The organism is Brevibacterium sp. UCMA 11752, from assembly GCF_021532235.1.
Classification (GTDB): domain Bacteria; phylum Actinomycetota; class Actinomycetes; order Actinomycetales; family Brevibacteriaceae; genus Brevibacterium; species Brevibacterium antiquum.
On record NZ_JACBOS010000003.1, the window covers coordinates 281,976 to 308,460 of the forward strand.

Consider the following 26,485-nt stretch of genomic DNA (forward strand, 5'->3'; position numbering starts at 1 on the left):
GTTCAGTGCTGGTGGGCTTCTCCACCTTCGGCATGGGTGTGCATATAGCCTTCGCCTTCTTCCTCGGCGTGGAAGTGCGGGGCCATCGGGCCGGGGTCGACTGGGGTGTGGTCGCCTTTGACGAAACGAGCGTGGACCTCGCGGACCCAGGCGGCCAGTGCGTCAACGGTCTCGGGGACCTTGCGGGAGACTCCGAGCACAGGCCCGCCCTCGCGTGCCTTCTTCGCATCCTCGAGCATGAGATCGACGTCGACATCGACGTACGGGCCGAGGTCGATCTTGTTGATGACCAGGAGGTCGGCGCGACCGATTCCCGGTCCGCCCTTGCGTGCAACGTCGCCGCCGCCGGCGACGTCGAGGACGAAGAGCTGGGCATCGACGAGTGCTGGTGAGAACGTGGCGGTGAGGTTGTCGCCGCCGGATTCGATGAGGACGATATCGAGGGGATCGAAGTCCTCTTCCAGTGCTTCGACGGCCAGCAGGTTCATGCTCACATCATCGCGGATGGCCGTGTGCGGGCAGGCGCCGGTCTCGACGGCGCGGATGCGTTCGTCAGGCAGGACTCCTGCGGCCTTGAGGAAGCGTGCGTCCTCATCGGTGTAGATGTCATTCGTGATGACGCCGATGCGGAACTCCTGCGCGAGCGCGGTGCAGATATTGGCGATCGAGGAGCTCTTGCCGGTGCCGACGGGCCCGGCAATGCCCAAGCGCAGTGCGCGTTTTCCAGTGCTCATTGTCTTTCCTTCTCTTCGTGGTGGTCCTTGTAGTTTGTGGATGTCAGGTCAGTCGTGGGGCTCATCGTGGAACTGCGGACCAGGTCTGTTCGCGGCCCCAGGGTTCGCCGATGTGCGTGAGTGCGGCGTCGAGGCGTTTGCGCAGCGCCAGGCCGTCAGACCCGACCGCAGTGATCTGCACGCAGTTCTCATCCACGGGCAGGATCGCGGTCTGCGGGTCGATGACCACGGTCTCTGCCGGCAGTCCGCCCTCGGGGTCGACGATGACGATGGAGCCGACGCCCAGTCCTCGTCCTGCTACGGCGGGTGAGTCGAAGCCGGGGCTGTTCGGTCCCAGGTCGAAGCGTTGGATGCTCAGCGGGGCACCGCCTCGGCGAACGGTCAGGCCGGAGCTGAGGTCTCCAGGGTCTTCACCGTGACGGCCGAGGACGAGCTCTTCACGGTAGAAGAGTCGCGCATCGGCGGCGAGGTCGATGTCGACGGTGTGCGTGTGGCGGCACCCATTCGCCGCGATCACCGGCTCCGGCACCCACACCAGGGTCGCTGCCTTACCGACGTGGGCCTGCGATTCCAACAGCGAGGGGTGACCGTGCACGCCTGGCAGCACGAGCGTGGCCGAGACTTCACGGATGAGCAGGCTCGAACCGTCGCCGACGCTGACGTCGAAACGGTAGTGGTCCCCGCCGAGTGGCCCGGCTGCTCCCGAGGTCAGGGCGATGCGGGCGGCGTTCGGATCTCGATCGATATAGGGTTCGTGGCCGCTGGCGCCGGTGGGTCGCGGCACCAGTGGGGCTTGAGCGCGCAGGCCCGAGACGCGGGTTCCCGGCTGGCCGGGTTCGCTCAGCTCGGTCGCCACAGAGGCCCGGCACGTCATGCCGCTGGGGCCGTTGGGTTTCACCTCGGCAGGGGACATGGTGCCGGGGCTCCTGCTCTCAGGATGCGAATAGTCGAACATGGTCCTTCACGTGCATCTCGGCGGCGAAATCTGACAGGGGCGAGCTCAGCGCCGGCAGGTCCCGGGCCGGGGTGAGTTCGTAGTCGGCGGCTGCCTCCGCGGCGGCGTCGAGCTCTTCGCCCAGGGACAGGATCGCCCCGTGGGCTTGAAAGGGGTCGATGCTCATGAGCTTGACCGCGGCGGTGGCCGGTCCGGTGACTGCTTCGTGGAGCACGACGGCCGCCGTCTCCGCAGCCCCCAGCCCCAAGGCTCGACCGACTGCCCCGTACACGAGTGGCTGCTGCAGTCCCTTCGGCAGGTTCTCCAGCAGCGGGTGCGGATGGATCCGCTGCATCGACCGCAGCATCAGCGTCCCCAACCACTCCCCCGTCGTGCGCAGGGCCGGGGCGGGTGTGCGGGCACAGAGTTCTGCGTCGAGACCGGCGAGGGACTGCGCGATCTCGTTCCCGAGCATCTCGTCCACGGCCGTATCAGCGGGACGATCGCCCACCTCGGCGAAGGACCGGTGATCACCGACGATGTGCCGAGCCGAAACCGCGAAGGCGGCGTTCATCAGCCCGGTCGTGTGCAGGCGTCCGCGCAGGAAGTCCTTCAGGTCGGACACATCGGTGACCCAACCTTGCCGGATGGCCTGTTCGAGCCCACCGGAGTGCGCGTACCCGCCCGAGGGAAGTCGCCCGTCGCCGAGCATCAGGAGGGTCGCGCGTGAGGAGCTTCGTGTCATTCCCGTTCTCAGAACAGGAAATAGCGTTGGGCCATGGGCACGAACTTCGCGGGTTCGTGTTCGATGAGTTCATCATCGATGGTGACCGCGTAGGTGTCGGAGTCGACCTCGATCTTCGGGCGGGCCGAGTTGTGGATCATGTCGTCCTTCGTGACTCCGCGTGTCGAGGTGATCGGCACGAAGGGCCTGTCGACGTTGACCTTGTCCGCGATGCCGTCGGCGATCGCGTGTTCCGATACGAACGCCATGCTCGTCGCTGCTGCCGCGGACGACCGGAAGTTGAAACCCATCCGCTCGGAGACAGGCTGCGGGGTCGGGATCGAGGCGTTCGGGTCGCCCAAGGCGGCCACGGCCGCCATGCCGCCCTTGAACACGGTGTGCGGGCGGACCGCGAACATCGAGGGCTGCCAGAGCACGAAGTCGGCGAGCTTGCCGACCTCGATCGAGCCGACGTGGGCGTCGATGCCGTGAGCGATGGCCGGGTTGATCGTGTACTTCGCGACATAGCGCATGGCGCGGTTGTTATCGGCCCGATCATCGCCTGCCAATGGTCCGCGCAGGCGTTTCATCTGGTGAGCGGTCTGCCAGGTGCGCATGGCGACCTCACCGATGCGACCCATAGCCTGAGCGTCGGAGGACATGATCGACAGTGCTCCCATGTCCTGGAGAACATCCTCGGCGGCAATGGTTCCCGCCCGCACCCGACTCTCGGCGAACGCGAGGTCATTGGGCACCTGCGGATTGAGGTGGTGGGCGACCATGACCATGTCGAGGTGTTCGTCGACGGTGTTGGTCGTAAACGGCCGCGTCGGGTTGGTCGAGGCCGGGAGAACGTTGAGCTCTGAGGCGATCGTGATGATGTCGGGTGCGTGGCCGCCGCCGGCACCCTCGGTGTGGAAGGCGTGGAAGGTGCGCCCCTTGACCGCGGCGAGCATGTCTTCGACGAAGCCGGCCTCGTTGAGGGTGTCGGAGTGGATGGCGACCTGGACTCCGGTGTCATCGGCCACGCGCAGGGCGTTGTCGATGACGGCGGGTGTTGCGCCCCAGTCCTCGTGGATCTTGAAGCCGCCGGCACCGCCGCGCACCTGTTCGAGCAGGGCTTCGTCGTTCATGGTGTTGCCGCGCCCCAGGAAGAGGACGTTGACCGGCCAGGGGTCCATGCTTTCGAACATGCGAGCCAGCCACCAGGGGCCGGGGGTGGCCAGTGTGGCCTTCGAGCCTTCCGTTGGCCCCGTTCCGCCGCCGACCATTGTCGTGGTTCCGGCCATGAGTCCGACTTGGAACATGTCGGGTCCGACGTAGTGAACGTGCGTGTCGACGGTGCCGGCGGTCATGATAAGTCCGTTGCCGCTGGCGATCTCCGTGTTCGGGCCGATGACCAGGTTGGGGTCGACGCCGTTCATGGTGTCGGGGTTGCCTGAACGTCCGATGCCGACGAACCGGCCGTCGCGGATGCCCACATCGGCCTTGATGACTCCCCAGTGGTCGAGGATGATCACGCCGGTGATGACGAGGTCGGGAGTACCTTCAGCACGGGTCCGTGATGATTGGGCCATGGATTCGCGAGCGGACTTTCCGCCGCCGAAGACGACTTCGTTGCCGCCGACGCAGTAGTCCTTGTCGATCTCGATGACGATGTCCGTGTCGGCCAGTCGGACTCGGTCACCGACGGTGGGGCCGAACGATGCCACGTATTCGGACCTCGATATGTCAACCATCCAACTCTCCTCTGCATTCGCCTCGGAACCCGAGGGCGATGCGTGCGCCCTGAATGGGAACGAGTTCGACTTCTTCATCGGCTCCCGGTTCGAAGCGCATCGCGCCGCCGGAGAGCACATTCAGTCTCTTGCCCCAGGACCGTCCGCGGTCGAATTCCAAGCCGGGATTCACCTCGGCGAAATGGAAGTGCGAACCGACCTGGATCGGACGGTCGGAGACGTTGGCGACTCTCAGGGTCGTCACGGCCAAGCCGACGTTGATCTCGACGGGTTCATCGCGGAGGAAGATCTGTCCGGGGATGACCTTGTCTGCAGCCGTGACCGGTGCTGCGGACTCCTCGCGTGGGCCTTGGCGGGATCCCGAGCCGGGCCGCCTCGGCTCGCTGGGGCCGCTGGGGCCCGATGATGGGTGCCGCTCACGTTCGTCGATGCCAGGTTCCTGGATGACGGTGGCTTCGACGTCGTCGTAGTCACGGCCCGGATCATCGCTGGGATGCTCGGCATCGATGTCGCGATGCTCGGGCTGGAGTTCTTCGTTTTCGAACGGGTTTGTGCCCTGCTTCTCGTCGTCGGGTCCCGTTCCCGCCGGTCCGTGTTCGTTGCTCATCATTGGAGCGGTCCTGTCACGGTCACGAGCTTGGTCCCATCGGCGAAGGTCGCCTCGACCTGAACCTGGGTGAGCATTTCCGGTACCCCTTCCATGACGTCATCTCTGCTGAGCACGTGCCGGCCTGATTCCATCAGGTCGGCGACGCTGTTTCCGTCTCTGGCACCTTCAAGGAGATAGGAGGTGATGACGGCTGTCGCTTCGGGCAGGTTGAGTTTGAGGCCGCGGTCTTTGCGCTCCAGGGCCAATTTTCCGGCCGTGTAGATCATCAGACGCTCTTGCTCATACAAACTGAGAAACACTTTTCCCCCGGTGCGTTCGAAAGGTATGTATCAATTCGCAAAGGTGATGTGGAGGCTGCCTGTCACCCCGGGTGCTCGAGACCCGGGCCGGGCACGTCGAATGACGCCCTGGAGCAGCGTCTCACCCGCGAGAATACGCTCATGCAAGCAACCTTACCCATCGCTTTGCGGCAGTCAAGTCCACAACGGAGGTCGTCTGCGACAGGGTGACGGAGGTCGTCTGCGGCCGGGTGGCGGAGGTCGTCTGCGGCCGGGTGGCGGAGGTCGTCTGCGGAGCGTCAGCTCGAGGCAAGCACGGGGTCTGCTCTGCCCGAATTCGGGGCCAGCGTGGTTCCGACTCGGCGTCAGCAGCTCACGTCCAGCCTGTCCGCGAGGCCACTTGTCGGCGTCGGCCGGAACATGCGCGGGAGTCGGCGCGCCCCGCGGATCTGGGCGAGCATACACCTTTCCACGTTGAGCGCACTGGTCGATCACCTTTGGTGCAAGAAGCTAGTTTGCAGACTGGCTTCCTGCACCAAAAATGATAGAAGTAGAGGGTTGGAATCGGCCCGTTACGGGCCACTGCCACTTCAGGTGGTGCCCGTCTTCGACGTCTCGGCGACTGCGGTGTAGACGGTGCCGACGCCTGAGCCCGCAGGTGTGTAAATAAGGACCTGCAAGATCTGAGACCACTAGCTTCCGCTCGAAGGGACTCCACGCCACTGCGCGGGTGGACTCAGCTTCGTCGATGCATAGGATTATCGAACAGCGCCAGCAAACTTCCTCAGTTCAGGAGCTTGGGCGTACAGTTTCGTTGCAAACGTGTTCAGGTGAAGAAGGTCCTTGAACCTCATGCGGATAACCGTATACCCCAAGGACAGCAACCGATTGTGCCGGTCGCTCTCCCGGTTCATCGCCTCTCGACCCTCGGCCAGATACTTACCTATGCCATCGACTTCGACAATCGTCTGAGTTTCCTCGTGGACGAAGTCGACGCGGCCAACGAAGCCCCTGGCATCGTAGATGTTTATCTGCTGCTCGAATCCGCTGATTTGGAGAGCATGCAGGTCGAACGAGCAGAAACTCTCGGCAATGCTCTCCGACACCGGATTGAGTGAGTCAGCCATCCGCCGAGCAGTCGCGTGACCGGTCGGAAGACGCGTGATCGTGGGATACCAGTTCTCCACAATCTGTTTACGCGCAAGTTCCCGGAACCAGGATGGATACCCGAAGCGAAGGTTGAGTTCCCCTTCGACATCCAGGACAGAGGTTCGAAGCACTGCCTCCATCGCAGCGAACCCTGCCTGCTGTCCTTCCTGACGCACGAGATCCAGCGAAGTTCTGATGGGACGTGTGATCACAAGGTGGGAGAACGCACATTGGTCTGCCTTGTCGACTGTCCGTACCGTTCGGATGATCTCAGTAGACCGGGAACCGCTGGTGGGGTGAACGACGAAGATCGGTCCAGATTTCACTCCGAATAGTGGAATACCGTGTAGCAACGCTGCAGAGGTACCCCAGACAGTATCGCTGCTCCTGTACCTCGAATAGCTGAGAACGCGCAATCGTCGCAGTTGCTCCTGGTACGAGAAATCATCCCGAAGCTGGGCACGCGTCTTCTGCGAATGCAATTCGGTCCAACTCGGATCGTCGATGAAACGAGCAATTTTTCGATGAGCGCTGTTTGAGCAGTTGAGCACGACGGTGTACACGCCGCGACACAGGCGCCGCATGCAACATTCCTGAGCCTGACGAATAACCCGAGTCGATACCCCGGCTGATACAAGGTCTCTGTAGTAGACGATGTTGTACATCTGCCGATCATGAGCTGCAGCGCCCAAAGAAGGCTAGAGCGATTTGTCTGCCTGTGGAAAGCCTTCAGCCATCCACAGCCGTTCCGAACACGAGTGGCCGGGTTTTCCACAAGTGTTCTGCCCCGATTCACAAGAACCAATTCGCACAGCACGATCCGCTCAGCTAGCCACGACCTACGGTTCCCGACGATCGCTACGGCACTGTCGATCACCTTGCGTACGGGCCTCGCTCACTTTCAGTGCACACAACTAGTCTGCGAACTGCTCTTCTGCATCAAAGATGGTCGACACCGCGAATCTCCCTCTAGAAGCGGCGTCCCGGCACACCAGGCACGCCTCGTTGAGATCTGCCGGGCGCCCACACAGACGCCTACCGCAACCGCGCCTCCTGTTTCAGTAGTACACGGCCAACCGACCGCGCGGGCCGTCGATGACTTCGACGGGGGTGTCGAAGACGCGGGTGAGCACCTCGGCGGTCATGATCTCCGCAGGTGTGCCGAACTCGACGACGCTGCCGGTCTTCACGGCACAGATGTGATCGGCATAGTGCCCGGCAAAGTTGATGTCGTGGAGGACGATGACGATGGTCCGACCCATCTGCGTGGCGGCCCGACGCAGGTGCGCCATCATCTGCACGGAGTGCTTCATGTCCAGGTTATTCAAGGGTTCGTCGAGCAGGACGTAGTCGGTGTCCTGAGCCAGCACCATGGCCACGTAGGCGCGCTGCCGCTGCCCGCCGGAGAGTTCGTCGATGAACCGGTCCTCGAGGTCGCTGAGTTCGAGGAAGTCGATGGCCTGGGAGATGATCTCCTCGTCGGCAGCCGTCAGGCGTCCCTTGGAGTAGGGGAAACGACCGAATCCGACGAGCTGGCGGATCGTCAGCCTGGTGATGAAGTGGTTCTCCTGGCGCAGGATGGACACGATCTTCGCCAGGTCCTTCGACTTCGTCGACGACACGTCATAACCGGCGACCTCGATCGCCCCCTCGTCGATGCCCAGCAGGCGGCCGATCATCGTCAGCAGCGTTGACTTCCCGGCGCCGTTGGGCCCGACCAGCGCGGTGACTCCCCCGGCGGGGATCTGCAGATCGACAGGACCGATCTCGACGTCGTTGCTGTAGGACTTACGGACATCGCTGAGAGTAATCACAGTCGTCCCTTTCTCATGATGACGAAGAGGAAGGCGCCTCCGCCGATGACCTCGATGATGATGGAGACGACGCCCTCGGCGTAGAACAGGTTCTTCATGATGAAGTACGCCCCGCCCAGGACGACGAACCCGAGGAGGCCGGCCATCGGCAGCACGTATCTGTGGTCGTAGGTGTCGGAGAACTGGTAGGCGAGCATCGCGACGAGGAAGCCGAGGAAGATCATCGGTCCGATCATCGACACGGACACGGCCATGAGGATCGAGACGAAGAACAGGATCTTCATCATCTCGAACTTGTGGTTGAGTCCCAGGTTGCTGGTCGCGTCTCTGCCGAGTGCGAGGACATTGAGCCTAGATGAGCTCAGGTAGATCGCGGCGCAGGCGAGGAGACACAACGGGATGGAGACAGGGAGATAGCTGGAGTCCGAGTTCGAGATCGAGCCGAAGAGCCGGGCCGAGAGCACGTCGAATTCACTCGGCGTCAGGGTCCGCTGCATGAACGTCGCGATCGAACCGAGTCCGCCGCCGATGACGACGCCGATGAGCAGCATGATCGCGATATTGCCGTATCGGCCTGAGAGCAGCCAGCCGTAGAGCGCGAGCGAGAGCCCCACCATGAGCAGCAGCTGCACGGTGAAAGGCACCAACCCCTTGAGATCGACGATCGCTGTGACCCCGAAGAAGTACATGGCCCCGGTTTGGATGGCCACGTACAGCGATTCGAAGCCCATGATCGACGGCGTGATGATCCGGTTGTTCGTCACTGTCTGGAACGCCACGGTCGCGAACGCCTGGCACAGTGCGACGATCGCGATGACGACGAGGTTCTTCATCCGCAGCTGCGCAATGAGCCAGAACCCCTCGTCGGTGATCGGCAGCGGGTTGTCCCAGGCCAGGAGGCCAAGAGCGATGGCCGCCGAGGCCACGATGAGCCCGGCCATGATCGACCAGTACCGCCACTTGGATTTGGACGTGGCCAACGACCCGGAGGAGCGCCGAGGTGGCGCTGAGTCTCGCTGCATCCTCGGCGTGGTTTCGTTCGGGTATCGCGTGGACTCTGTCGTCTCTGCGGACATGGCGCGCCTCATCCCCGCTTCCGCTGTCGCAGGAGCAGTGCGACGAACACCGCAGCGCCGACGATTCCGAGGATGACGGAGACCGGCAGTTCGAAGGGCATGATGATGACTCGGCCGATGAGGTCGCAGATCGTGACGATCGCGATGCCCAGCAGGCAGACCCAGGGCAGATTGCTGCGCAGGTCATCGCCGCGGATCATCGAGACGATATTGGGCACGATGAGGCCGAGGAACGGCAGACTGCCGACGACCACCGTGACGACTCCGGTGGCGATGGCCACGAGGATGGTGCCGATGAGGATGACCTGGTTGTAGTTGAGGCCGATGTTCGTCGCGACCTCTTTGCCCAGACCGGCGACGGTGAAGCGGTCGGCGGTGATGAAGACCGCGATGACGACGATGACGACGACCCACAGGATCTCGTACTGACCGCGCAGGATGGAAGTGAAGCTGCCGGCGAACCAGATGCCCAGACTCTGGAGCATGTCAGTCTGGACCGCGATGAAGGTCGAGATCGCGCCGACCACCGCACCGAGCATGATGCCGATGATGGGCACGATGAGCGATGATTTGAGGGAGACTCGGCGCAGGAACATGAAGAAGACCAGAGTGCCGATGAACGCGGCGATGATGGCCCCGATCATCCGCGCCAGGATCGAGGCGTCCGGGTAGACGATGACGGTGAGCATCAGACCCAGCCCGGCCCATTCCGTGGTGCCGGTGGTCGTCGGCTCGACGAACCGGTTCTGCGTCAGCAGCTGCATGACCAGGCCGCACATGGCCATCGCCGCACCTGCGAGGACCAGGGCGATGGTGCGCGGCACGCGGGTGATCTGGAACATCTCGGATCCCCCATCCCCGCCGAATATGTCGTAGACGCCGGTGAAGAGGGAGAGCACGAGGAGAAGCAGGACGCCGAAGACGCCAACTGCCAGCTTCCAGCTCAGCAGCTGCCCCTTTGCCCTGGCAGGGCCCTTCCTCACCGAGGTGGCCTCGGCAGGGCTGTGGCGTGTACTCGTCATTCTCTCGATCTCACTTGCTGCCCGGAGGCGCTATTTCTGCTCTTCGAGCTTGTCAGCGAATGAGTTGAAGAACTCGGTGTAGGTCTGGATACCTTCGTTGAGGTAGGTGTCCTGCGGGAAGTAGACGATCTTGTCGTCCTTGACCGCGGGCACATCCTTGAGCGCCTCTGACTTCTCGAGCACCTCGGCGGCGGGAGCCGATCCCTCATCGCGTTCTTCGGGGGCGAAGGAAGCGTCTCGGTCCAAGACGATCATGAGCTCGGGTTTGGAGTCGGCGATCGCCTCAACAGAGATGTCGTCTCCCTGGTGGTCCTCGCTGCTCGAGTCCACTTCGAGGGCCGGATCCAGACCGAGGATGTCGAAGACCGGTCCGACGGTGCGTCCGACCGAAGGAGCCGAATAGCCGATGTCACCCGCCGAGGTGATGAGGCCCATGGCCTTGTCATTGCTGTCATAGGCGGCCTTGGCTCGCTTCACCGAGGCATCGTAGTCGTCGACGATCTTCTTCGCTTCGTCCTGCTTGCCGAAGACCTCTCCCAAGCTGGTCGTCTGGCGTTTGAGTTCGGAGCCGAAGTCTTCGCCGTCGCGCGGATCAAGTTCGAGCACGGTCGCCTCGGGTGCCAGCTTCGCAAGGTCGTCATGGAACTGTGCGAACCGCTGGCCATTGATGATGAGATCCGGCTTGGCCTCGACGACCTTCTCAAGGTCGGGCTCGCGGTGGGATCCGAGGTCGAGGACGGAGTCGTCCTTCGTGTAGCTGAGGCCCTCGGGCATCAGAGCGACCGCGCCGGCACTGAGCTCGATGCCCCAGGTGTCGAGAGTCTCGAAGGTGCGGTTGTCTGTGGCCACCACAGAGGAAGGAGGGCTCGCCACGCTCTGCGCTCCGTTGTTGTCCTCGATGTCGATGGTGCTGCCGGAATCGGCATCGGCACCGGTGTCATCGGCGGCAGCTTGGCCGCAGCCGGCCAGAGCGAGTGCAACGACGCCGGCCAGGGCGGTGAAACGAAGGCGAGACGAACCCATGGTGATCTACTTCCTGCAAAAGTCATTGATGTCAGATGAACACGAACTGTGAATTAGCTTAGCCTAAGCTTCACTCAATACGTGACAGTAGTATGACGTTATTCATCTCACATTGACTCTGGGAGTAGTTCATGGCGCCGGGTCAGCGCCTCAGCCGTCAGATGGAGTCGATGAGACGCCTGACTTCCCGCTCGGACGCCGCGGCCGCCGTCGGGCCACCGGATCCGCCGCGGTGGACAAAGGCACCGGCCTCGGCGGCAATGACGCCGCCGCCTGCATAGTCATAGATTCCGAGTCCCCGTTCGGCATAGCCGTTGACCTTGCCCTCTGCGAGCATGCACAGGTCGATGGCCGCCGATCCGCAGCGCCGGATATCGTCGTAGCCGTCCATGAGAGTCAACAGCTTCGCCAGCTGCGGCCCACGATTGTCCCCGGTGTAGGCGAAGCCGGTTGCCAGCAGTCTGCCGGAGAGCCCGACCGGTGTGCCGCGCAGGCGTCGAGCGGGGATGGCCGACGTGGAGCCCCGTGCCAGCGCCGCCCCATCAGCCAGTGCCGCCCCATCAGACTGCGCCGCCCCTTCGGAACGCCCTGCTCCTCGGCCCCCGGAGAGCTGCCCCTCGACGCGATAGGCTCCACGGCCCTTCGCGCCCACCCAGGTGGCATCCAATCCCGGCGAGGCGACGAGGCCGATGAGCCACTGCTCCTCGCCAAGGCCGCGCCCGTGGGCCTCGCCTGCCTCACAGACCCCGACCGAGAATGCATAGTGCTCGATGTTGCGCACGTAGTTCACGGTTCCGTCGATGGGGTCGACATGCCATTCCAGCGGCGGGCCGTTGTCGCTCATGTCGAGGAGGTCATCGCCGCTGGGGTCGAAGCTGTTGAGTCTGGCCACGAACTGCGCATCGAAGAAGTCGATGGGGTCCAGTCCCGGCGCACCTTCCTCACCGACCATGGTGTCCGAGGGTCGAACCTTCGCCAGGTATCCGCGGACGAGTGATTCGATCTGCGCGTCTGCGAGAGTCACGAGATCGTTGGGCGAAGTCTTCGTGTCCACCACGGAAGCGTCAAGCTGTGCCCCGAGGGAGCTGCGCCAGGCCACCATCTGCTCCCACGCCATCATGGATAGGTCCGAGGCGATGCGAATCAATGGCAGATCGTTGACAGCACTGGGCAGAAGGTCGGTCTCTGAGCTCATGGTTCAACTCTAGTCGGCCCCGGCGGGGCCTCTCCTGTAACAACACTGCAATACAGGCCCGAGTGTGTACTTCTTGTATCTAAGCCGCATTGTGACCGAACTCCAGGAGATTCGGGACTGCGAATTCGACCAACCGAGCTTCACTGCGGGGATCAGAAATCGATACTCAGGAACCGGACTTCTCGATGACAAGAGCACCCGGTCGAAAGGTCTCTTCTCTTCCTCTGAACAGCAGTTCATCTAATCCCGCGTTCATGGTTTTCACATGATTCCCACAATAAAGAAATCTTGTTATCAAACAGTGATCAAACGAATGACTTTGGTCACCGTTGAGCAAACGAGGTGCCCCTCGGGAGCGAATCACGTCACTGTGATGCGCAGTCCCGACGAGCACCTCGGTCCACCGTCAGCCGGTAGGCGCTTCTACAGCGCCGCCTTGGCCCTATTTAGCGGGGGCTGGAATCGATCTCGCAGCATCATTGCGCTGGACCTGACCATGCCTGCGCACGATCTCCTGCACCGCCTGCGAGGAGGTGCCTGCCGCCTCGGCGATGGACCCGAAGGTGGCCCCTTCCTCACGAGCGCGAAGAATCGCCATCACGTAATCGGTATTGATTTTTGCTCGCTGACGAGAAACCTTTCGAACTGCACCAACTAAGGCTGTCTGGTCAACTGTTAATTCACGGGCGCGACGCGACATGGTTTCTTCCCTTACTTATGACTATGGCTCGATGCCAGCTAGATGTGTAGTTCCATTAGATACCATGTATATGAGAATAAGCCAATAATTCCCGAATTACAGAAGTTCAGACGCTTTCTGGCTCATCTTATGTAACGGTTCGATAACACCCACGAGGTTTCGCGCTCCTTACTATCGGGTATTCTCACCTACAGACGGCACCATCCCACTCACTGTCGAGGGAGTACCTCACTGACAACCGAAGTGGCAGAATGCGGACATGACCACATTGGCTCACAGCTCCAGTGCACCTCGGAAGTCTGCGGAGACAGAGATGTCTCTCGCCGATGTCCTCTCGACCGAGCTCCGGGCCGCGGGGGTCCGGGACTTCAGCGTCGACGACACCGATCGTGCCGCCTACACCACCGATGCCTCCCTGTTCCGCCTGGTTCCGCAGGCGATCGTGTTCCCGCATGACGAGGCCGATGTCTCGCACACACTGGCGATCGCACGCCGACTGGGAGTACCGATCACCAGCCGCGGCGCCGGAACCTCGATCGCCGGCAATGCGATCGGCACCGGCATCATCCTCGACTTCTCCCGCCATATGAACGAGGTCCTCGCCCTCGACCCCGAGGCGCAGTCCGCCTGGGTCCAGGCCGGATGCATCCACGCTCACCTGCAGGCACAGGCGCGGCCGCACGGCCTGCGCTTCGGCCCGGATCCCTCCACTCATACTCGCTGCACGATCGGCGGGATGATCGGCAACAACGCCTGCGGGCCACGCGCCCTGGGCTACGGGCGCACCGGCGACAACATCCTCGCGCTGATCGTCATGCTCGTCGACGGCACAGTCGTCACCCTCGACGACACCGACTCCTCAGGGACGTTCCCGCGTCTGCATGAACTCGTCGGCAGTGAGCTGGGCACCATCCGGACGAATCTGGGCACCTTCTCTCGGCAGGTCTCCGGGTATGGGCTGGAGTCCCTGCTGCCGGAGAACGACTTCGACCTGCGCCGGGCCTTCGCCGGGACCGAGGGCACATGGGGCATCGTCCTCGCCGCGAAGATGCGCCTGGTCAAAGACCCCACCCACACCTCGGCGGTGGTGCTCGGATATGAGGACATGGTCGCCGCGGCACATGACGCTCCCCTGTTGAAGGACTTCCCGGTCGCGGCCTGCGAGGGCCTCGACTCGCGCATGCTCGATCGGGTCATCGAGACCAAAGGCGCCGAGGCGGTCCCTCATCTGCCACAGGGTGCCGGCTGGCTCGTCGTCGAGCTCACCGGCGAGGACGAAGCCGAATTGGTCGATGAGACGAAACGCCTGATCAGGGAGTCCAATGCTCTGGATTCGGCGGTGCTCGGCCCTCAGGCCGCAGCAGCGGTGTGGGGAATCCGCGCCGATGGTGCCGGCCTGGTCTCGCGCACACCTGATGGTCGTGACGCCCACGCCGGGTGGGAGGATTCCGCGGTTCCGGTGGAGCACCTCGGCGACTATCTGCGTGATCTCATGGCTCTGCTCACCGAGCATGGGCTGTGGGGGATCCCCTACGGGCACTTCGGTGATGGTTGTCTGCACATGCGCGTCGACTTCCCGCTCGAGGATCCCGACGGACCCGAGGTGATGCGCACGTTCATGGTCGCCGCGACGAAGCTCGTGGCGCGTTACGGCGGGTCGGTCTCCGGCGAGCATGGCGACGGCCGTGCCAGGTCCGAGCTGCTGCGTCTCATCTATCCCCCGGCCGTGCTGGACATGTTCAAGGAGGTCAAGGAGCTCTTCGATCCGCAGTACCTGCTCAACCCGGGTGTCATCGTCGACCCGGATGCCCTCAGCGAGTCCCTGCGGCTGACCCAGCTCCCGCTGCGAGAGGAGCTGCCCGGAACTTTGGCCATGGCCTACGAGGGAGAGTCGTCGGGCTTCGCCTCCGCCGTCCATCGCTGCACCGGCGTCGGCAAGTGCCGCGCCGACTCCGCCGACAGCGGCGGCGTCATGTGCCCGTCCTACCAGGCCACCCGCGATGAACGGCACTCCACGCGCGGTCGTGCCCGGGTCCTGCAGGAGATGGTGTCCGGGGATCTCCTCGACTCTTCGTGGCAATCCCCCGAAGTCGCCGATGCACTCGACCTCTGCCTGTCCTGCAAGGCATGCGCCACCGAATGCCCGACCGGCACTGACATGGCCACATACAAGGCCGAGGTCCTCCACCAGTCCTACCAGGGCAGGCTGCGCCCGATGAAGCACTATTCGCTCGGTTTCCTGCCGCAGCTGGCACGCGTCATCACACCCCTGGCCCCCGTGGTCAACCGCGTCTCGGGCCTGCCGGGGCTCACGACCGTGGCCAAGAAGCTGGCCGGGATCGACATCCGCAGATCCATCCCGCAGTTCGCGTCGACGACGTTTCGGAAATGGTGGACGAAGACAGACAGCACCGCCGCCGAGGTGGGGCGCCGAACGAAGACCCGTGAGGTGATTCTGTTCGCCGATTCGTGGTCGAATCATTTCGCGCCGCGCATCCTCGCCGCCGCTGTTGCCGTGCTCGAACGCGCTGGCGTCACGGTGCGCGTCATCGACCAGACCGTGTGCTGTGGTCTGCCCCTGATCTCGACCGGTCAGCTCGATGCGGCGAAGGCGAACCTGGGAGCGACGATCAGCGCGCTCGACGCCACCGGGGATGTGCCCATCGTCGGGGTTGAGCCCTCATGTCTGGCGACCCTCAAGGACGATTCGCAGAAGCTCTTGGCCGATGAGGCCTCGGCACGAGTCGCGGCACGTGTGCAGACCTTCGCGCAGTACCTGCTCAGCGTGGGTGCCGAACTGCCGAAGTTGGACGGGGTTGAGGCCCTCGTGCAGCCGCACTGTCATCAGTCGGCGATCTTCGGCAATGCCGCGGACAAGGAGCTGCTGGCCAGAACCGGAGCCGCAAGCCGATTCCTGGGCGGCTGCTGCGGTCTGGCCGGAAACTTCGGCGTTGAGGAAGGACATTACGAGACCTCTGTCGCCGTGGCCGAGGTGGCCTTGCTGCCAGCCCTGCGCGAGCAGGAAGCACTGCGCAATCGGACGCCGAACGCGGTCGGCGCTGGAGGAGCAGCGGGGACGCAAGGACATGCTGGCGACGATGAGCGAACACGGGTCGTCTTAGCCGATGGCTATTCCTGCCGCACACAGATCGCCGACCTCAGCGATGCACAGGGCGTGTCGCTGCCGGAGCTGCTCGCCTGGGGCTGGGGACTCGAACCCACCCGCTAAGACAGCGCGGCGACGGGCTCAAGCACGCGGACGGTCTCAGGCACGCGGAGCCTGAGGTCAGCTCGCCGACTCCCGGGCTCAGGCCTTGGCGGTGAGGACTGGGACCTCTGCTTCGAGCAGGATTCGCTGGGCCTGCGAGCCGAGGATGAACTTGCCGATCGCCGAACGTTTGCGCAGGCCGATGACGATGAGCTGGGCGTCGTGTTCTTCCACCAGTTCGTTCAGCGTTCCCGGCAGATCGTCTTCGTGATCGGGCTGGAGAACCTCGACCGCGACGTCAGAGTCCTTGCCCAGTGCGACGATGCGGTCGATGACGTCTTGGTCGATCTCGGTCGGGGTGCCACTGGCTCCGCGTCGTTGGGAGTTGATCACGACAGCATTGCTCGACCGAAGTTTGGCTTCTGCGAAACCCGCGCGCAGAGCCGCCTCACCCTCAGGAGCAGGAAGGTAGCCAATGAGAATCGTCATATCGAGCAGTATATTAGCTCTGCCCTGATTCGTTCATTCCCGTATCACCGTGAGGACATCGCGCGGTCATCCCAGCTCCAGCTACCCGAACCTGCAAAAGCCCACCGCCTGCACGACGCTTTTGCAGGCTGAGGTGGCCGGCAGTGCACAGAGTACTCATTCCGATCGGCTGCCACCGGTCCTGCTCAGATGGTCCGCCCGCTCACCGAGATCGCGCAGCGCACCCAAAAGCTCCGGCGGCTCGACGACCCGGAAATCCACGGGAGTTGCTGCGGTGATCACGGCCGCCCAGGCAAGGTCCTCGACACCGAACTCGACGCGGGCGCCGTCGTCGCTCTTCGTGATCGTCGCCGTCCTCGTCGGGAACCACGACTTCGTCTCGGCCACGGTTGCGTCGACATCGATGATCACGGTGTGGCGGTACGCGTCGGTGGTGACGGCGGAACTCACGGCCGCCTCGGCGTCGGGATGGTCCCGGGGTGCGAAGGCGAAGGTCGTTTCGTGGACCTGGCCCATCCGATCGAGGCGGAAGACCCGCCAGTCATTGCGGGCGAGATCCCAGGCGTAGAGATACCAATGCGCGCCGAGGACGACCATCCGCACCGGCTCCACCCGGCGCTCCATCGACTTCGCGCCCGAGCTCTCTGCGCTCATCCGTTTCGCGTGGGCGAAAGTCAGGACGCTCCGGGACGCGATCGCCGAGGCGGTCGTCATGACCGCTGCCATGTCGACTCCCGGTTCGTGACCAGCAACAACAGAGACTGCCATGCTGATGTCCCCGATCGTCTCGCGCATTCCGGCAGGAAGCATCCCGCGCAGCTTCGCGGTGGCCGAATCGGCGTTCGAGGTGCCCAAGCCGGCGCCGTTGAGCAGCGCCAGGCCGAGTGCTGTGGCCAGCGCCTCGCCGGTCTCGAGCTGCAGCGGGGGCAGAACAGTGCGCGAATGAGCACGGTATCCGCCGGCCGCGCCCGAGACGGATTCGATGACATAGCCGAGCTGGCGCAGATTCGCGATGTCGCGGCGGATGGAGCGAGGTGTGACGCGAAACTGCGCGGCCAGCTCGGTCGCGGAGTAGGTCCGTCCCGAGCCGATCATCCCCAGCAGGGACAACAGACGAGAATCAGCGGTCATAGCGGACAGTATATGTCCGCAAAGCGTCGGACACTTGTGTCACAGATCCGGACGGCCGGTTCTGCACCAGACGATCAGGAGAGATCATGCCATTCTTCGCCCCATCCGTCACGACCGAAGCCGACGCCCAGTTCTCGTTCCTCGAACAGCAGTGCTCGCAGCTCAAGATCACCGCTCTCGGCCTCACCGACGAACAGGCGCGCAGCACGCCGACGGTGAGCGGGCTGAGTATCTCCGGCCTCTTGACGCACGCCGCGCAGGTGGTGATCTCCTGGATCCAGCAGGTCCGCGATCCTTCGCTCGAGGTGACAGCGAACGACTATGCGGAGTACAACAGACGCTTGGGCCTCGACGAAATGTTCGATGGCTCGGCTCTTCCCGACCTCGACATCGCCGAGGTGGTCACCGCCTTGGAGACGGCCATGACCGAGATCGACGTGGCCCGCAGGGCGGTCGAGGAGAACGGGACCGATCTGTCCACGGTCGCCCCGATGCCTCACAATCCCTGGATGCCCAAGGACTTCGTCATGAACGTCCGGTGGATCCTCGGCCATCTCAACACCGAGATCGCCCGCCATGTCGGTCACGCGGACATCATCCGCGAGTCCATCGATGGCGCGATCGCCTATCAGCTCAATGCCCAAGCCGATGGTCAGCCCTGGCCACCCGAAGAATGGAGCTGAATCAGCCCGGCGCCTGCAGCACGCAAAAAACTACCCGGTTCTGCATCAGCACGGTGAGTGCGACGTGCTGATGCAGAATCGGGTAGTTGGTCTTGCCGGCAATGCCGACAGCGTCGGCGCCTGAGATTCAGGCCGCGAACACGGCGCCCTTCGACACCCTGTCGACCAGGTGGTCGGTGTAGGCGGGCATGGTGAGGAATTCGGGGAAGTCCTCACCCAGTGCGCTCTTACGGAAGATCTCAACGGCCTCGGTGTAGTGGTCTGCGGGGTGGCGCTCGATGACTGCGAGCTCCTCGCCCATGTACCGCTCCACCAGGTCGCGGGTGACCTGCTTCCCGTTGTCCAGCGTCACCGAGTGGCGGATCCACTGCCAGATCTGGGACCTGGAGATCTCAGCGGTCGACGCGTCTTCGAGCAGGTTCTCGAGTGCGACGTTGCCGTTGCCGCCCAGCCATTCGTTCATGTAGCCGATGGCCACACGGATGTTCAGGCGAACACCTTCCTCGGTGACCGTGGTGTCCAGACCCGACACGTCGAGCATGTGCTCGGCGCAGGCGTGGGCATCGACCCGGCGATTGTCGAGCTGGTTCGGCTTGTCGCCGAGTGCGGCATCGAAGACCTCCAGCGCGTCATTCACCAGTCCGGGCTCGGCCACCCAGGTGCCGTCGAAGCCGCGCGAGGCTTCACGAGCCTTGTCTTCGCGCATCTTCACCAGCTCCGAGGCAACGAATTCCTTGTCCGGGTGAGTGGTCATGAGGTTGCCCATGGTCCCGATCGCGTGTGCCCCGCGGCGGTGGCAAGTCGAGACGAGGCGGTCTGCGAACGCCTGCAGCAGCGGCAGTCCCATTGTCAGGTGCTCGCGATCCGGCAGCACCCACTCCGGGGAGTTGCGGAAGTTCTTCACGAGTGAGAACAGGTAGTCCCAACCTGCGGCGTTGAGGCCAGCGCAGTGATCGCGCAGCTCCCACAGGATCTCTTCCATCTGGAACACAGCGGTGATCGTCTCGATGTGAACTGTCGCCCGGATGGTTCCCTGCGGAATGCCCATGTAGTCCTGTGCGAAGACGAAGATCTCGTTCCACAGGCGTGCTTCGCGGAAGGACTCGAGCTTCGGCAGGTAGAAGTATGGTCCCGAGCCGTTGTCGACGAGTCGGCGGGCATTGTGGAAGAAGTAGAGACCGAAGTCGACCATGGCGCCTGAGGTCTCTGACTGGCTGCCCTTGTCATCGACGTGGATCAGGTGCTTCTCCGGCAGGTGCCAGCCACGGGGACGCAGGCCGATGGTGGGCTGCTCACGGTTGTTCACGCCCGGCAGGTTGCCCCGGATGGCGTTGAACAGGTTGAGCTGTCCGCCGATGACGTTGGCCCAGGTCGGGCTGGTTGCGTCTTCGAGGTCGGCGAGCCAGACCTTCGCACGGGAGTTCAGCGCCGCAACTACTTCAGGTTCGGAGACGGGGCCGGTCAGTTCGACGCGGCGGTCTTCGAGACCGGGGGCTCCTGTCGCGCCGGCGACCTTCCATGTGGTGTCGGCCCGGATTCCTGCGGTGTCGGGGGTGAACCTCGGGAACGTGCCGTTCCGGATGCTCTGCGCCTGACGCCCGCGGACTCCCAGCAGCTTGCCCAGACGGTCGCTGAAGCGATCGTGGAGCGCTGCGATGAAGTTGAGGGCGGACTCCGAGAGGATCGTGTCGAAGCCTGGTTCGATGGGGGCGTTGATTTTGATGTGAGACATGGGGCTTCTCCTCACCCGTCGGAATGTGTGCTGCTGATGTGCGTTGCGGTGGCTGTGCCGGTGGTGCGGTTCTGCGGTGGCGGTGCTGCGCTGGTGGTGCTGTTCTGCGGTGGTGCTGGTGTCGCCGAGGTTGTGGTTGGAGCTGTGATGTGTGGTGTGCCGGCGCGGACCAACAGTGCAAACCCCGTGAAAACACTGTCGATCCGCGCCGAGTACTAGGTGACCGGGCCCGGCGAAGCCGGTGTCCGTCCTCGCGTGACCGGTCGGGTCACCGGAGGCTCAGCTGAACTGAGCGGATTCGGTCGAACCGGCCAGAGCTGTCGTCGAGGACTCTGGGTTCAGCGCGGTCGAGACCAGGTCGAAGTATCCGGTTCCGACCTCACGCTGGTGCTTGGTTGCGGTGTAGCCGCGGTCCTCGGCAGCGAACTCGCGTTCCTGCAGCTCGACGTACGAGGTCATCTGGTTGCGGGCGTAGCCGTGAGCCAGATCGAACATCGAGTAGTTGAGCGCGTGGAAGCCGGCCAGGGTGATGAACTGGAACTTGTAGCCCATGGCTCCCAGCTCACGCTGGAACTTCGCGATGGTGGCATCGTCGAGGTGCTTGCGCCAGTTGAACGACGGCGAGCAGTTGTAGGCCAGCATCTGGTCCGGGTACTCCGCGTGGATGGCGTCCGCGAACTTCTTAGCAGCTTCGAGGTCCGGTGTGGAGGTCTCCATCCACAGCATGTCCGCGTAGGGAGCGAAGGACAGTCCGCGGGCGATGCCTGCTTCGATGCCGTTCGTGATCTTGTAGAAGCCTTCGGAGGTGCGCTCACCGGTGACGAAGCGCTGATCGCGCTCGTCGATGTCCGAGGTCATCAGCGTTGCCGCTTCTGCGTCGGTACGGGCGATGACGAGGCTGGGCACGTTCTCGACGTCGGCTGCGAGGCGAGCCGCGTTGAGGGTGCGGATGTGCTGCGAGGTCGGAACGAGAACCTTGCCGCCGAGGTGGCCGCACTTCTTCTCAGAACCGAGCTGATCCTCGAAGTGCACACCGGCTGCGCCGGAGGAGATCATCGAGCGCATGAGCTCGTAGACGTTGATCGAACCGCCGAAGCCTGCTTCTGCGTCGGCCACGATCGGTGCGAACCAGTCGTCGACGTTCTTCTTGCCTTCCGAGGTCTCGATCTGGTCGGCGCGCATCAGAGCGTTGTTGATGCGACGCACGACCTGCGGCACCGAGTTGGCCGGGTAGATCGACTGATCGGGGTAGGTCTGTCCGGCATTGTTCGCATCGGCGGCGACCTGCCAGCCGGAAAGGTAGATGGCGTTGAGGCCGGCCTTGACCTGCTCCACTGCCTGGTTGCCGGTCAGCGCACCGAGTGCGTTGACGTAGTCGCCGGACTTGATGTCGGTGGAGGCCACCTGGTTCCAGAGGCGCTCGGCACCGTGGCGAGCCAGCGTGTGCTCTTCGATCAGCGAACCGCGCAGTTTGACGACATCCTCGGGCTCGTAGTCACGAGCAACTCCCGACCAGCGGGCATTGGTGGCCCAGTCGCGGCGGATGGCCTCAGCATCGTGCAAGTTGCTCTGCGTGGTGTTCTCAGTCATTCTCATTCACTCCTCGTCGTTCGGGGTTGGTGAGATCAGTCTGCCGTGACCGCAAGGGGCCCGACAGACATTTCTCCGATGAATAATCGGCAGTTTTCCGGTTTTAGAAATTCCGGCGTTCTGTCATACTGATTTTCAGCGCATGTGAACCACGCCACGATGACGATTGGAGCCGCAATGACAAGCAAAGAGACCGATCTGAGGGATGCAGAAGCCGAAGCGGATACCCTGAGCATCGGCAGAAGAATTCGGTTTTTTCGCAAACAGCGCGGACTGACCCTCACCGAGCTGGGCGAGAAGGTGGGGCGTGCAGCCTCCCAGATCTCGACGATTGAGAACGGCAAGCGAGAAACTTCTGTCACCCTCCTCAGTGCCATCGCGAAAGCCCTGCAGACCGAGGTCGCCGAGCTCATCGATCCCACGCCCATCGATGGCAGACAGGCTCTCGAGCTTGAAGCCGAGCGTAATCAGGCCTCACCCATGTACTCCTCCTTGGGTCTGCCGCAGGTGCGGATCAAGTCGCTGCCCCATGATGCCCTCGAAGCGATCGTGGGTCTGCAGCGGCAGTTGGGCCAGGTTCTCGAACGCCGTGCCGCGACTCCGGAAGAGGCTCGTCGGGCCAACCGGGAACTGCGCGAGCGGATGCGCGAGAAGAACAACTACTTCGCCGACCTCGAGACCCAGGCCGCAGATCTCCTGCGCCTGGCCGGATACGAATCGGGGACGGTCTCCCAGCGGCAGACGGCGACGATCGCGGAGAAGCTGGGGTTCAGCCTCCACTACGTCTCTGACCTGCCCTCATCCACCAGATCGATCTCCGACACTGCGAACAATCGCCTCTACCTGCCCAATACCGATGCGGCCTTCGACCCGCGCTCACATCTGCTCACGAGCCTGGCCGCGCACGTGCTCGGCCATGATGCTCCGAAGGATTTCAGCGAGTTCCTCCAGCAGCGGGTGGAGGCGAACTATCTGGCCGCCGCTGTTCTGCTGCCGCAGAGTTCGGCGGTGCCGATGCTCATCGAGGAGAAGAAGAAGCGCGAGCTCTCCGTCGAGCATCTGCGCGATATGTTCGGCGTCGGCTACGAGATGGCCGCCCACCGCTTCACGAACCTGGCTACCGAGCACCTGGGTCTGCCCGTGCATTTCATGAAGGTCCACCGCTCGGGCACGATCCACAAGGCGTACTCGAACGACGGCCTGCCCTACCCCACCGACCCGCTCGGCGCAATCGAGGGCCAGTTCGCCTGCAAACGATTCACTTCTCGCACGGTGTTCCGCGTCGCTGACAGGTTCAGCCCGTACTACCAGTACACGGACACCCCTGAGGGCTCCTTCTGGTGCACCGCACGCGTACTTCCCGGCGGTGACTTCGCCATCAGTGTAGGAGTCCCCTTCGCCCATGTGAAGTGGTTCGAGGGACGAGAATCCCAGATCCGCTCCAAGTCAGCCTGCCCGGATCCCGCGTGCTGTCGCCAGGCGCCCGATGATCTGGCCGAGAAATGGGAGAACCAGGCTCTGCCCTCGGCGCAGATGCATGCGTCTCTGCTGGCCGCGGTTCCGCCCGGTGCTGTCCCGGGCGTCGATGATACTGAAGTCTACGAATTCCTCGAACGCCACTCCGGCTGATTCGGTCGAATCAACCGTGTGCGCCGTCTGAGGTCACCAAGCGTTCGCCTCAGCCGTCCGCGTCGCCTCAGCCGTCCGCGTCGGCGCGGCCGTCCGCGTCCGCGGAGCCGTCGAGGACTCGGTTCGCGATACGTTCGGCCGTGGCCAGCGCCGAGGTGGCCCCTGACCTGGGGAGGCTTCTGACCATGGTGAGCCTGCCGCGCGTGGTCACCCGCAGTTCGTCCACGAGCGTGCCCTCTGCGTCGATGGCCTGCGCGCGGATTCCGCGCGAGTCGGCCCGGACATTCGTAGCGTCGATGGCAGGAACGAACTTTCGGATCTCCTCGACGAAGGCGGAGGTGCTCACGGCCGACTTCGCTCCGCGAGCGGCAGTCTTCGCTGTCTGCGCCGCGAACTTCCAGAACCCCTTGAAGCCGACGGTCGACCCCATATCCCCGAGGTCGAAGCCGTGCTTGTCATAGCGTTCGCGCCCCAGGGACACGATGGTGTTCGGGCCCAGGACCAGCCCACCTCTGATGCCTCTGACTACGGATCTCTCGGAGAAGGGGGAGCTCGGATCGGGGACCGTGCTGATGATGCCCCGGACCACCTCGGCGGGGTCGTCGGTCGCCGGGTCATCGATGGCGTAGTAGTCGCTGGTGAATGGGACGATGCGAGGCTCCTCGTCGAAGCCCGCCGCCGCTGCCAGACGGTCGGCTTGGAGGCCGGCGCAGACGATGACGAGGTCGAACACCTCCGTGTCCTCGGGCGAGACCGTACGTTCGCGCTCGCGTCCGGCAGGTTTCCGGGGCTCGTCCCCACCGGTGTGCTGGGGCTCTCCCCCACCCGAGTGTCGAGAACGTCCTGAGGCGGGATTGGTGAACCGGTCGCTGAGGTTGTCGATCGTGTCTTCGACCTGATTGAACCAGTCCTGAGAGCCGAAACGACTGCGCAGCTCGTCGCGGAAGTCGATGACCGGTCCGGTGGTGTTATCGCCGCGATATGTCCGCGGAGCCTCGTGTACCTGGTCGTCGATATCGCCGTCGGAGCCGATATCGTCATCGGAGTCGATATCGCCGTCGGAGCCGGAGTCGATATCCCTGTCGGCGCCAGAAGCGGAGTCACCGTCGGAGCCCTCGGCGCCTGAAGCGGAGCGATCGGGGCCGACAGCGGGCTCGCTCTGCTCGGGTGCTGCCGTGCGCATGCGCAGGCGAACCTCGTTGCTCATCACGTCGACGCCGGTGACCTCTGTGCCGAAGCGGAACGTGCCGCCGGCAGCGCTGACATCGGAGGCGAGCGCCTCGGTCAGAGCAGTGAAATCGGTGACGGCCGTGTGCGGTGCGTAGAGTGCGAGGACGCCCCTGGCGTTGGGTTCGACCTCCAGCATCTCCTTACGGTCAAGCAGCCGGACTCCCGGAATCGAGTTCGCTTCGGCCCGGGCGAGGATCTCCTCGAGTCGGTCGGCCTCGTCCGTATTCTGCGCAATGAGCAGCTGCCCACACTCGCGGTAGGGGATGCCGCGTTCGGACACGAACGGGACCAGCAGCTCCACACCTCGGCGAGCGAGCTTCGCCTCCGCCGAACCCGGCTGCGCAGCGAGGGCGGGATCCACGATCCCCGAGGTGTGCCCGCTCTGATGCGCGGCGAGGCGGTCGGCCTTGTCGAAGACGGTGACTTCGGCGGCGGGGAGCCTGCAGGTGAGCTCACGGGCGAGCGCCACTCCGACGATTCCGGCACCGACCACGGCCACTCGTGAAATACTCATACAGCAATCTTGGCACCGATCGCGGAGAAGGAGAAGGATGTCGACGGCCCTGAACTGGACTGGCAAGGATGCCGCCTTCGCACTCGGTCGACGGCTGATCTCCGCGGATGCTTCGGGCCGCCTCGGCGAGGGGCCGCACTTCCTTCGCGACGGTGACGCCTACGTCCCCGCCGTCGATGAGAACATGCTCGTCGTCGGGGACAACCTGCCGGCGCTGACCGGACTGCTTGCCACCCACCGGGGACGGATCAAGGTCGTCTACATCGATCCGCCCTACAACACCGGCAACGCGCTGGCGTATAAGGATCACGGGCATGATCACGCGAGCTGGCTGAACTTCATGACACCGCGGCTGATGCTGGCGCGCGAACTCATGCGCGAGGACGGGGTGATCTTCATTCACCTCGACGATGGTGAGAGCGCCTGGGCGCAGCTGCTGGGGCATGAGATCTTCGGCGAGGCCAATTCTCTGGGTACCCTGATCCATCAGCGCGCCAAGGGCGGCGGCAACTCCCCCTCCTTCGTCCGCGGTCACGACTACGTCCATGTGTGGGCGAAAGTCGCTGATCAGGCGGGTGCGTTCCTGACGGAGAAGAAGGCACCGGCGAAGCTCGAGATCATCGGCGGCAGACGCATGCTCGTCGAAACCGATGTGCTCCGCGCCGGATTCGGCCGCTACGCTCGCGGCCAGGAACGCCGGCTCATGTACGAGGACATCCTCGAAGTCAAGGGCGCGAAGAAGCTCGCCGAGGTGGACGCGAAGTTGGGCACAGGAGAATTTGTTCTGCGACCCTGGGGTCCAGCGGGCAAACATGCCGTGGTGCGGGTGACGCCGGCGGAGAAGGCGAGTTCGAAGCTCTACTCGATCATCAAGGCCCTGGGAGGGCAGAACGACCTCGAGGATCTCGGGCTGGGTGGGATCTTCAGCTATCCGAAGCCCGTGGAACTGGTCAAGACGCTCGTGGCTTCCCAGACCTTCTTCGACCCCGAAGCAATCGTCCTCGACTTCTTCGCCGGCTCGGGCACAACCGCGCAGGCGGTGATGGCCGCCAACCAACGCGACGCAGGCTCACGCACGTTCATCCTCATCCAGACCCCGGAACCGCTGCAGACGAAGAACGCGCGCAGCCTGGTGGGCGCGGACACCGAGGACGGTTTCCCCGAGATCAGCCGACTCACCGCGGAACGGATCCGACGAGCCGCGAAGCGCTGCGACCCCGAGCTTCGCTTCACCGAAATCGCGGTGGCCGAGCAATGAATTCTCGCCGGCACCCTTGAGTC

Annotated in this window: 22 protein-coding genes; 4 read left to right on the forward strand and 18 right to left on the reverse strand. The window is 63.7% G+C overall.

Going from position 1 to position 26,485, the window contains the following annotated elements; genetic code table 11:
* Positions 1-2: 2 nt before the first annotated feature.
* The 13 genes from ureG to HU144_RS01375 all read right to left on the reverse strand — a co-directional run bounded on the left by ureG (position 3) and on the right by HU144_RS01375 (position 12,896).
* Positions 3-734 (reverse strand): urease accessory protein UreG, encoded by a 732-nt coding sequence (gene ureG / locus HU144_RS01315; protein WP_235349785.1) that lies wholly within the window; start codon positions 732-734, stop codon positions 3-5.
* A gap of 61 nt (positions 735-795) precedes the next feature.
* Positions 796-1,689, reverse strand: a complete 894-nt coding sequence (locus tag HU144_RS01320; protein WP_235349786.1) for an urease accessory protein UreD — start codon at positions 1,687-1,689, stop codon at positions 796-798.
* A complete protein-coding gene (locus HU144_RS01325; protein ID WP_235349787.1) occupies positions 1,667-2,413 on the reverse strand; it encodes an urease accessory protein UreF in 747 nt (248 codons plus the stop codon). The genes HU144_RS01320 and HU144_RS01325 overlap by 23 nt, the downstream gene beginning before the upstream one ends.
* An 8-nt stretch (positions 2,414-2,421) precedes the next feature.
* Positions 2,422-4,131: an urease subunit alpha gene (locus HU144_RS01330; protein WP_235349788.1), complete on the reverse strand. Its 1,710-nt coding sequence runs from the start codon at positions 4,129-4,131 to the stop codon at positions 2,422-2,424.
* Positions 4,124-4,741 carry an urease subunit beta gene (locus tag HU144_RS01335; RefSeq protein ID WP_235349789.1) on the reverse strand — a complete coding sequence of 206 codons (618 nt, stop codon included), beginning with the start codon at positions 4,739-4,741 and terminating at the stop codon, positions 4,124-4,126. The genes HU144_RS01330 and HU144_RS01335 overlap by 8 nt, the downstream gene beginning before the upstream one ends.
* Positions 4,738-5,040, reverse strand: coding sequence for an urease subunit gamma (locus HU144_RS01340; RefSeq protein ID WP_092104410.1), 303 nt, complete (start codon positions 5,038-5,040; stop codon positions 4,738-4,740). The genes HU144_RS01335 and HU144_RS01340 overlap by 4 nt, the downstream gene beginning before the upstream one ends.
* 737 nt (positions 5,041-5,777) lie before the next feature.
* A complete protein-coding gene (locus tag HU144_RS01345) occupies positions 5,778-6,833 on the reverse strand; it encodes a DUF559 domain-containing protein (RefSeq protein WP_235349790.1) in 1,056 nt (351 codons plus the stop codon).
* 393 nt (positions 6,834-7,226) lie between these two features.
* Positions 7,227-7,982, reverse strand: a complete 756-nt coding sequence (locus HU144_RS01350) for an iron ABC transporter ATP-binding protein (RefSeq protein ID WP_235349791.1) — start codon at positions 7,980-7,982, stop codon at positions 7,227-7,229.
* The gene (locus HU144_RS01355) at positions 7,979-9,058 is read right to left on the reverse strand and encodes an iron chelate uptake ABC transporter family permease subunit (protein WP_235349792.1); all 1,080 of its coding nucleotides are present in this window, start codon (positions 9,056-9,058) and stop codon (positions 7,979-7,981) included. The genes HU144_RS01350 and HU144_RS01355 overlap by 4 nt, the downstream gene beginning before the upstream one ends.
* 8 nt (positions 9,059-9,066) lie before the next feature.
* Positions 9,067-10,080 carry an ABC transporter permease gene (locus HU144_RS01360; protein WP_235349793.1) on the reverse strand — a complete coding sequence of 338 codons (1,014 nt, stop codon included), beginning with the start codon at positions 10,078-10,080 and terminating at the stop codon, positions 9,067-9,069.
* A gap of 30 nt (positions 10,081-10,110) precedes the next feature.
* Positions 10,111-11,103: a siderophore ABC transporter substrate-binding protein gene (locus tag HU144_RS01365; RefSeq protein ID WP_235349794.1), complete on the reverse strand. Its 993-nt coding sequence runs from the start codon at positions 11,101-11,103 to the stop codon at positions 10,111-10,113.
* 157 nt (positions 11,104-11,260) lie between these two features.
* The gene (locus HU144_RS01370) at positions 11,261-12,298 is read right to left on the reverse strand and encodes an inositol monophosphatase family protein (RefSeq protein ID WP_235349795.1); all 1,038 of its coding nucleotides are present in this window, start codon (positions 12,296-12,298) and stop codon (positions 11,261-11,263) included.
* Between the two features lie 442 nt (positions 12,299-12,740).
* Positions 12,741-12,896 carry a hypothetical protein gene (locus HU144_RS01375; protein ID WP_235349796.1) on the reverse strand — a complete coding sequence of 52 codons (156 nt, stop codon included), beginning with the start codon at positions 12,894-12,896 and terminating at the stop codon, positions 12,741-12,743.
* A 361-nt stretch (positions 12,897-13,257) separates the two neighbouring features.
* Here HU144_RS01375 and HU144_RS01380 point away from each other — a divergent pair, with 361 nt between their 5' ends.
* On the forward strand, positions 13,258-16,227 hold the full coding sequence (locus HU144_RS01380; RefSeq protein ID WP_235349797.1) for an FAD-binding and (Fe-S)-binding domain-containing protein: 2,970 nt from the start codon (positions 13,258-13,260) through the stop codon (positions 16,225-16,227).
* Between the two features lie 78 nt (positions 16,228-16,305).
* Here HU144_RS01380 and HU144_RS01385 read toward each other — a convergent pair whose 3' ends face one another.
* Positions 16,306-16,695: a universal stress protein gene (locus HU144_RS01385; protein ID WP_235349798.1), complete on the reverse strand. Its 390-nt coding sequence runs from the start codon at positions 16,693-16,695 to the stop codon at positions 16,306-16,308.
* A 156-nt stretch (positions 16,696-16,851) separates the two neighbouring features.
* A complete protein-coding gene (locus HU144_RS01390) occupies positions 16,852-17,826 on the reverse strand; it encodes a helix-turn-helix transcriptional regulator (RefSeq protein ID WP_235349799.1) in 975 nt (324 codons plus the stop codon).
* Between the two features lie 86 nt (positions 17,827-17,912).
* Here HU144_RS01390 and HU144_RS01395 point away from each other — a divergent pair, with 86 nt between their 5' ends.
* A complete protein-coding gene (locus tag HU144_RS01395) occupies positions 17,913-18,509 on the forward strand; it encodes a mycothiol transferase (RefSeq protein ID WP_235349800.1) in 597 nt (198 codons plus the stop codon).
* A gap of 127 nt (positions 18,510-18,636) precedes the next feature.
* Here HU144_RS01395 and aceB read toward each other — a convergent pair whose 3' ends face one another.
* Together aceB and aceA are read right to left on the reverse strand one after the other, a co-directional pair.
* Complete coding sequence (gene aceB, locus HU144_RS01400; protein ID WP_235349801.1) at positions 18,637-20,241, reverse strand: malate synthase A; 1,605 nt, start codon at positions 20,239-20,241, stop codon at positions 18,637-18,639.
* Positions 20,242-20,520: 279 nt separating this feature from the next.
* Entirely contained in the window at positions 20,521-21,831 is a 1,311-nt protein-coding gene (gene aceA, locus HU144_RS01405) for an isocitrate lyase (RefSeq protein WP_069599346.1), read from the reverse strand.
* Between the two features lie 177 nt (positions 21,832-22,008).
* Here aceA and HU144_RS01410 point away from each other — a divergent pair, with 177 nt between their 5' ends.
* Positions 22,009-23,460, forward strand: a complete 1,452-nt coding sequence (locus HU144_RS01410) for an XRE family transcriptional regulator (RefSeq protein WP_235349802.1) — start codon at positions 22,009-22,011, stop codon at positions 23,458-23,460.
* A gap of 67 nt (positions 23,461-23,527) precedes the next feature.
* Here the strand turns inward: HU144_RS01410 and HU144_RS01415 are convergent, their stop codons facing one another.
* Positions 23,528-25,204: an FAD-dependent oxidoreductase gene (locus HU144_RS01415; RefSeq protein WP_235349803.1), complete on the reverse strand. Its 1,677-nt coding sequence runs from the start codon at positions 25,202-25,204 to the stop codon at positions 23,528-23,530.
* A gap of 37 nt (positions 25,205-25,241) precedes the next feature.
* On the opposite strand from HU144_RS01415, the gene HU144_RS01420 reads away from it, so the two are divergent.
* The gene (locus HU144_RS01420; protein ID WP_235349804.1) at positions 25,242-26,462 is read left to right on the forward strand and encodes a site-specific DNA-methyltransferase; all 1,221 of its coding nucleotides are present in this window, start codon (positions 25,242-25,244) and stop codon (positions 26,460-26,462) included.
* The last annotated feature ends 23 nt before the right edge of the window (positions 26,463-26,485 follow it).

Bases quoted from the DNA above. Each gene is read 5' to 3' on its own strand.
- ureG (WP_235349785.1), bottom strand. From the start codon at position 734: ATGAGCACTGGAAAACGCGCACTGCGCTTGGGCATTGCCGGGCCCGTC.
- HU144_RS01320 (WP_235349786.1), bottom strand. From the start codon at position 1,689: ATGTTCGACTATTCGCATCCTGAGAGCAGGAGCCCCGGCACCATGTCC.
- HU144_RS01325 (WP_235349787.1), bottom strand. From the start codon at position 2,413: ATGACACGAAGCTCCTCACGCGCGACCCTCCTGATGCTCGGCGACGGG.
- HU144_RS01330 (WP_235349788.1), bottom strand. From the start codon at position 4,131: ATGGTTGACATATCGAGGTCCGAATACGTGGCATCGTTCGGCCCCACC.
- HU144_RS01335 (WP_235349789.1), bottom strand. From the start codon at position 4,741: ATGATGAGCAACGAACACGGACCGGCGGGAACGGGACCCGACGACGAG.
- HU144_RS01345 (WP_235349790.1), bottom strand. From the start codon at position 6,833: ATGTACAACATCGTCTACTACAGAGACCTTGTATCAGCCGGGGTATCG.
- HU144_RS01355 (WP_235349792.1), bottom strand. From the start codon at position 9,058: ATGTCCGCAGAGACGACAGAGTCCACGCGATACCCGAACGAAACCACG.
- HU144_RS01360 (WP_235349793.1), bottom strand. From the start codon at position 10,080: ATGACGAGTACACGCCACAGCCCTGCCGAGGCCACCTCGGTGAGGAAG.
- HU144_RS01365 (WP_235349794.1), bottom strand. From the start codon at position 11,103: ATGGGTTCGTCTCGCCTTCGTTTCACCGCCCTGGCCGGCGTCGTTGCA.
- HU144_RS01370 (WP_235349795.1), bottom strand. From the start codon at position 12,298: ATGAGCTCAGAGACCGACCTTCTGCCCAGTGCTGTCAACGATCTGCCA.
- HU144_RS01375 (WP_235349796.1), bottom strand. From the start codon at position 12,896: ATGGCGATTCTTCGCGCTCGTGAGGAAGGGGCCACCTTCGGGTCCATC.
- HU144_RS01380 (WP_235349797.1), top strand. From the start codon at position 13,258: ATGACCACATTGGCTCACAGCTCCAGTGCACCTCGGAAGTCTGCGGAG.
- HU144_RS01385 (WP_235349798.1), bottom strand. From the start codon at position 16,695: ATGACGATTCTCATTGGCTACCTTCCTGCTCCTGAGGGTGAGGCGGCT.
- HU144_RS01390 (WP_235349799.1), bottom strand. From the start codon at position 17,826: ATGACCGCTGATTCTCGTCTGTTGTCCCTGCTGGGGATGATCGGCTCG.
- HU144_RS01395 (WP_235349800.1), top strand. From the start codon at position 17,913: ATGCCATTCTTCGCCCCATCCGTCACGACCGAAGCCGACGCCCAGTTC.
- aceB (WP_235349801.1), bottom strand. From the start codon at position 20,241: ATGTCTCACATCAAAATCAACGCCCCCATCGAACCAGGCTTCGACACG.
- aceA (WP_069599346.1), bottom strand. From the start codon at position 21,831: ATGACTGAGAACACCACGCAGAGCAACTTGCACGATGCTGAGGCCATC.
- HU144_RS01410 (WP_235349802.1), top strand. From the start codon at position 22,009: ATGACAAGCAAAGAGACCGATCTGAGGGATGCAGAAGCCGAAGCGGAT.
- HU144_RS01415 (WP_235349803.1), bottom strand. From the start codon at position 25,204: ATGAGTATTTCACGAGTGGCCGTGGTCGGTGCCGGAATCGTCGGAGTG.
- HU144_RS01420 (WP_235349804.1), top strand. From the start codon at position 25,242: ATGTCGACGGCCCTGAACTGGACTGGCAAGGATGCCGCCTTCGCACTC.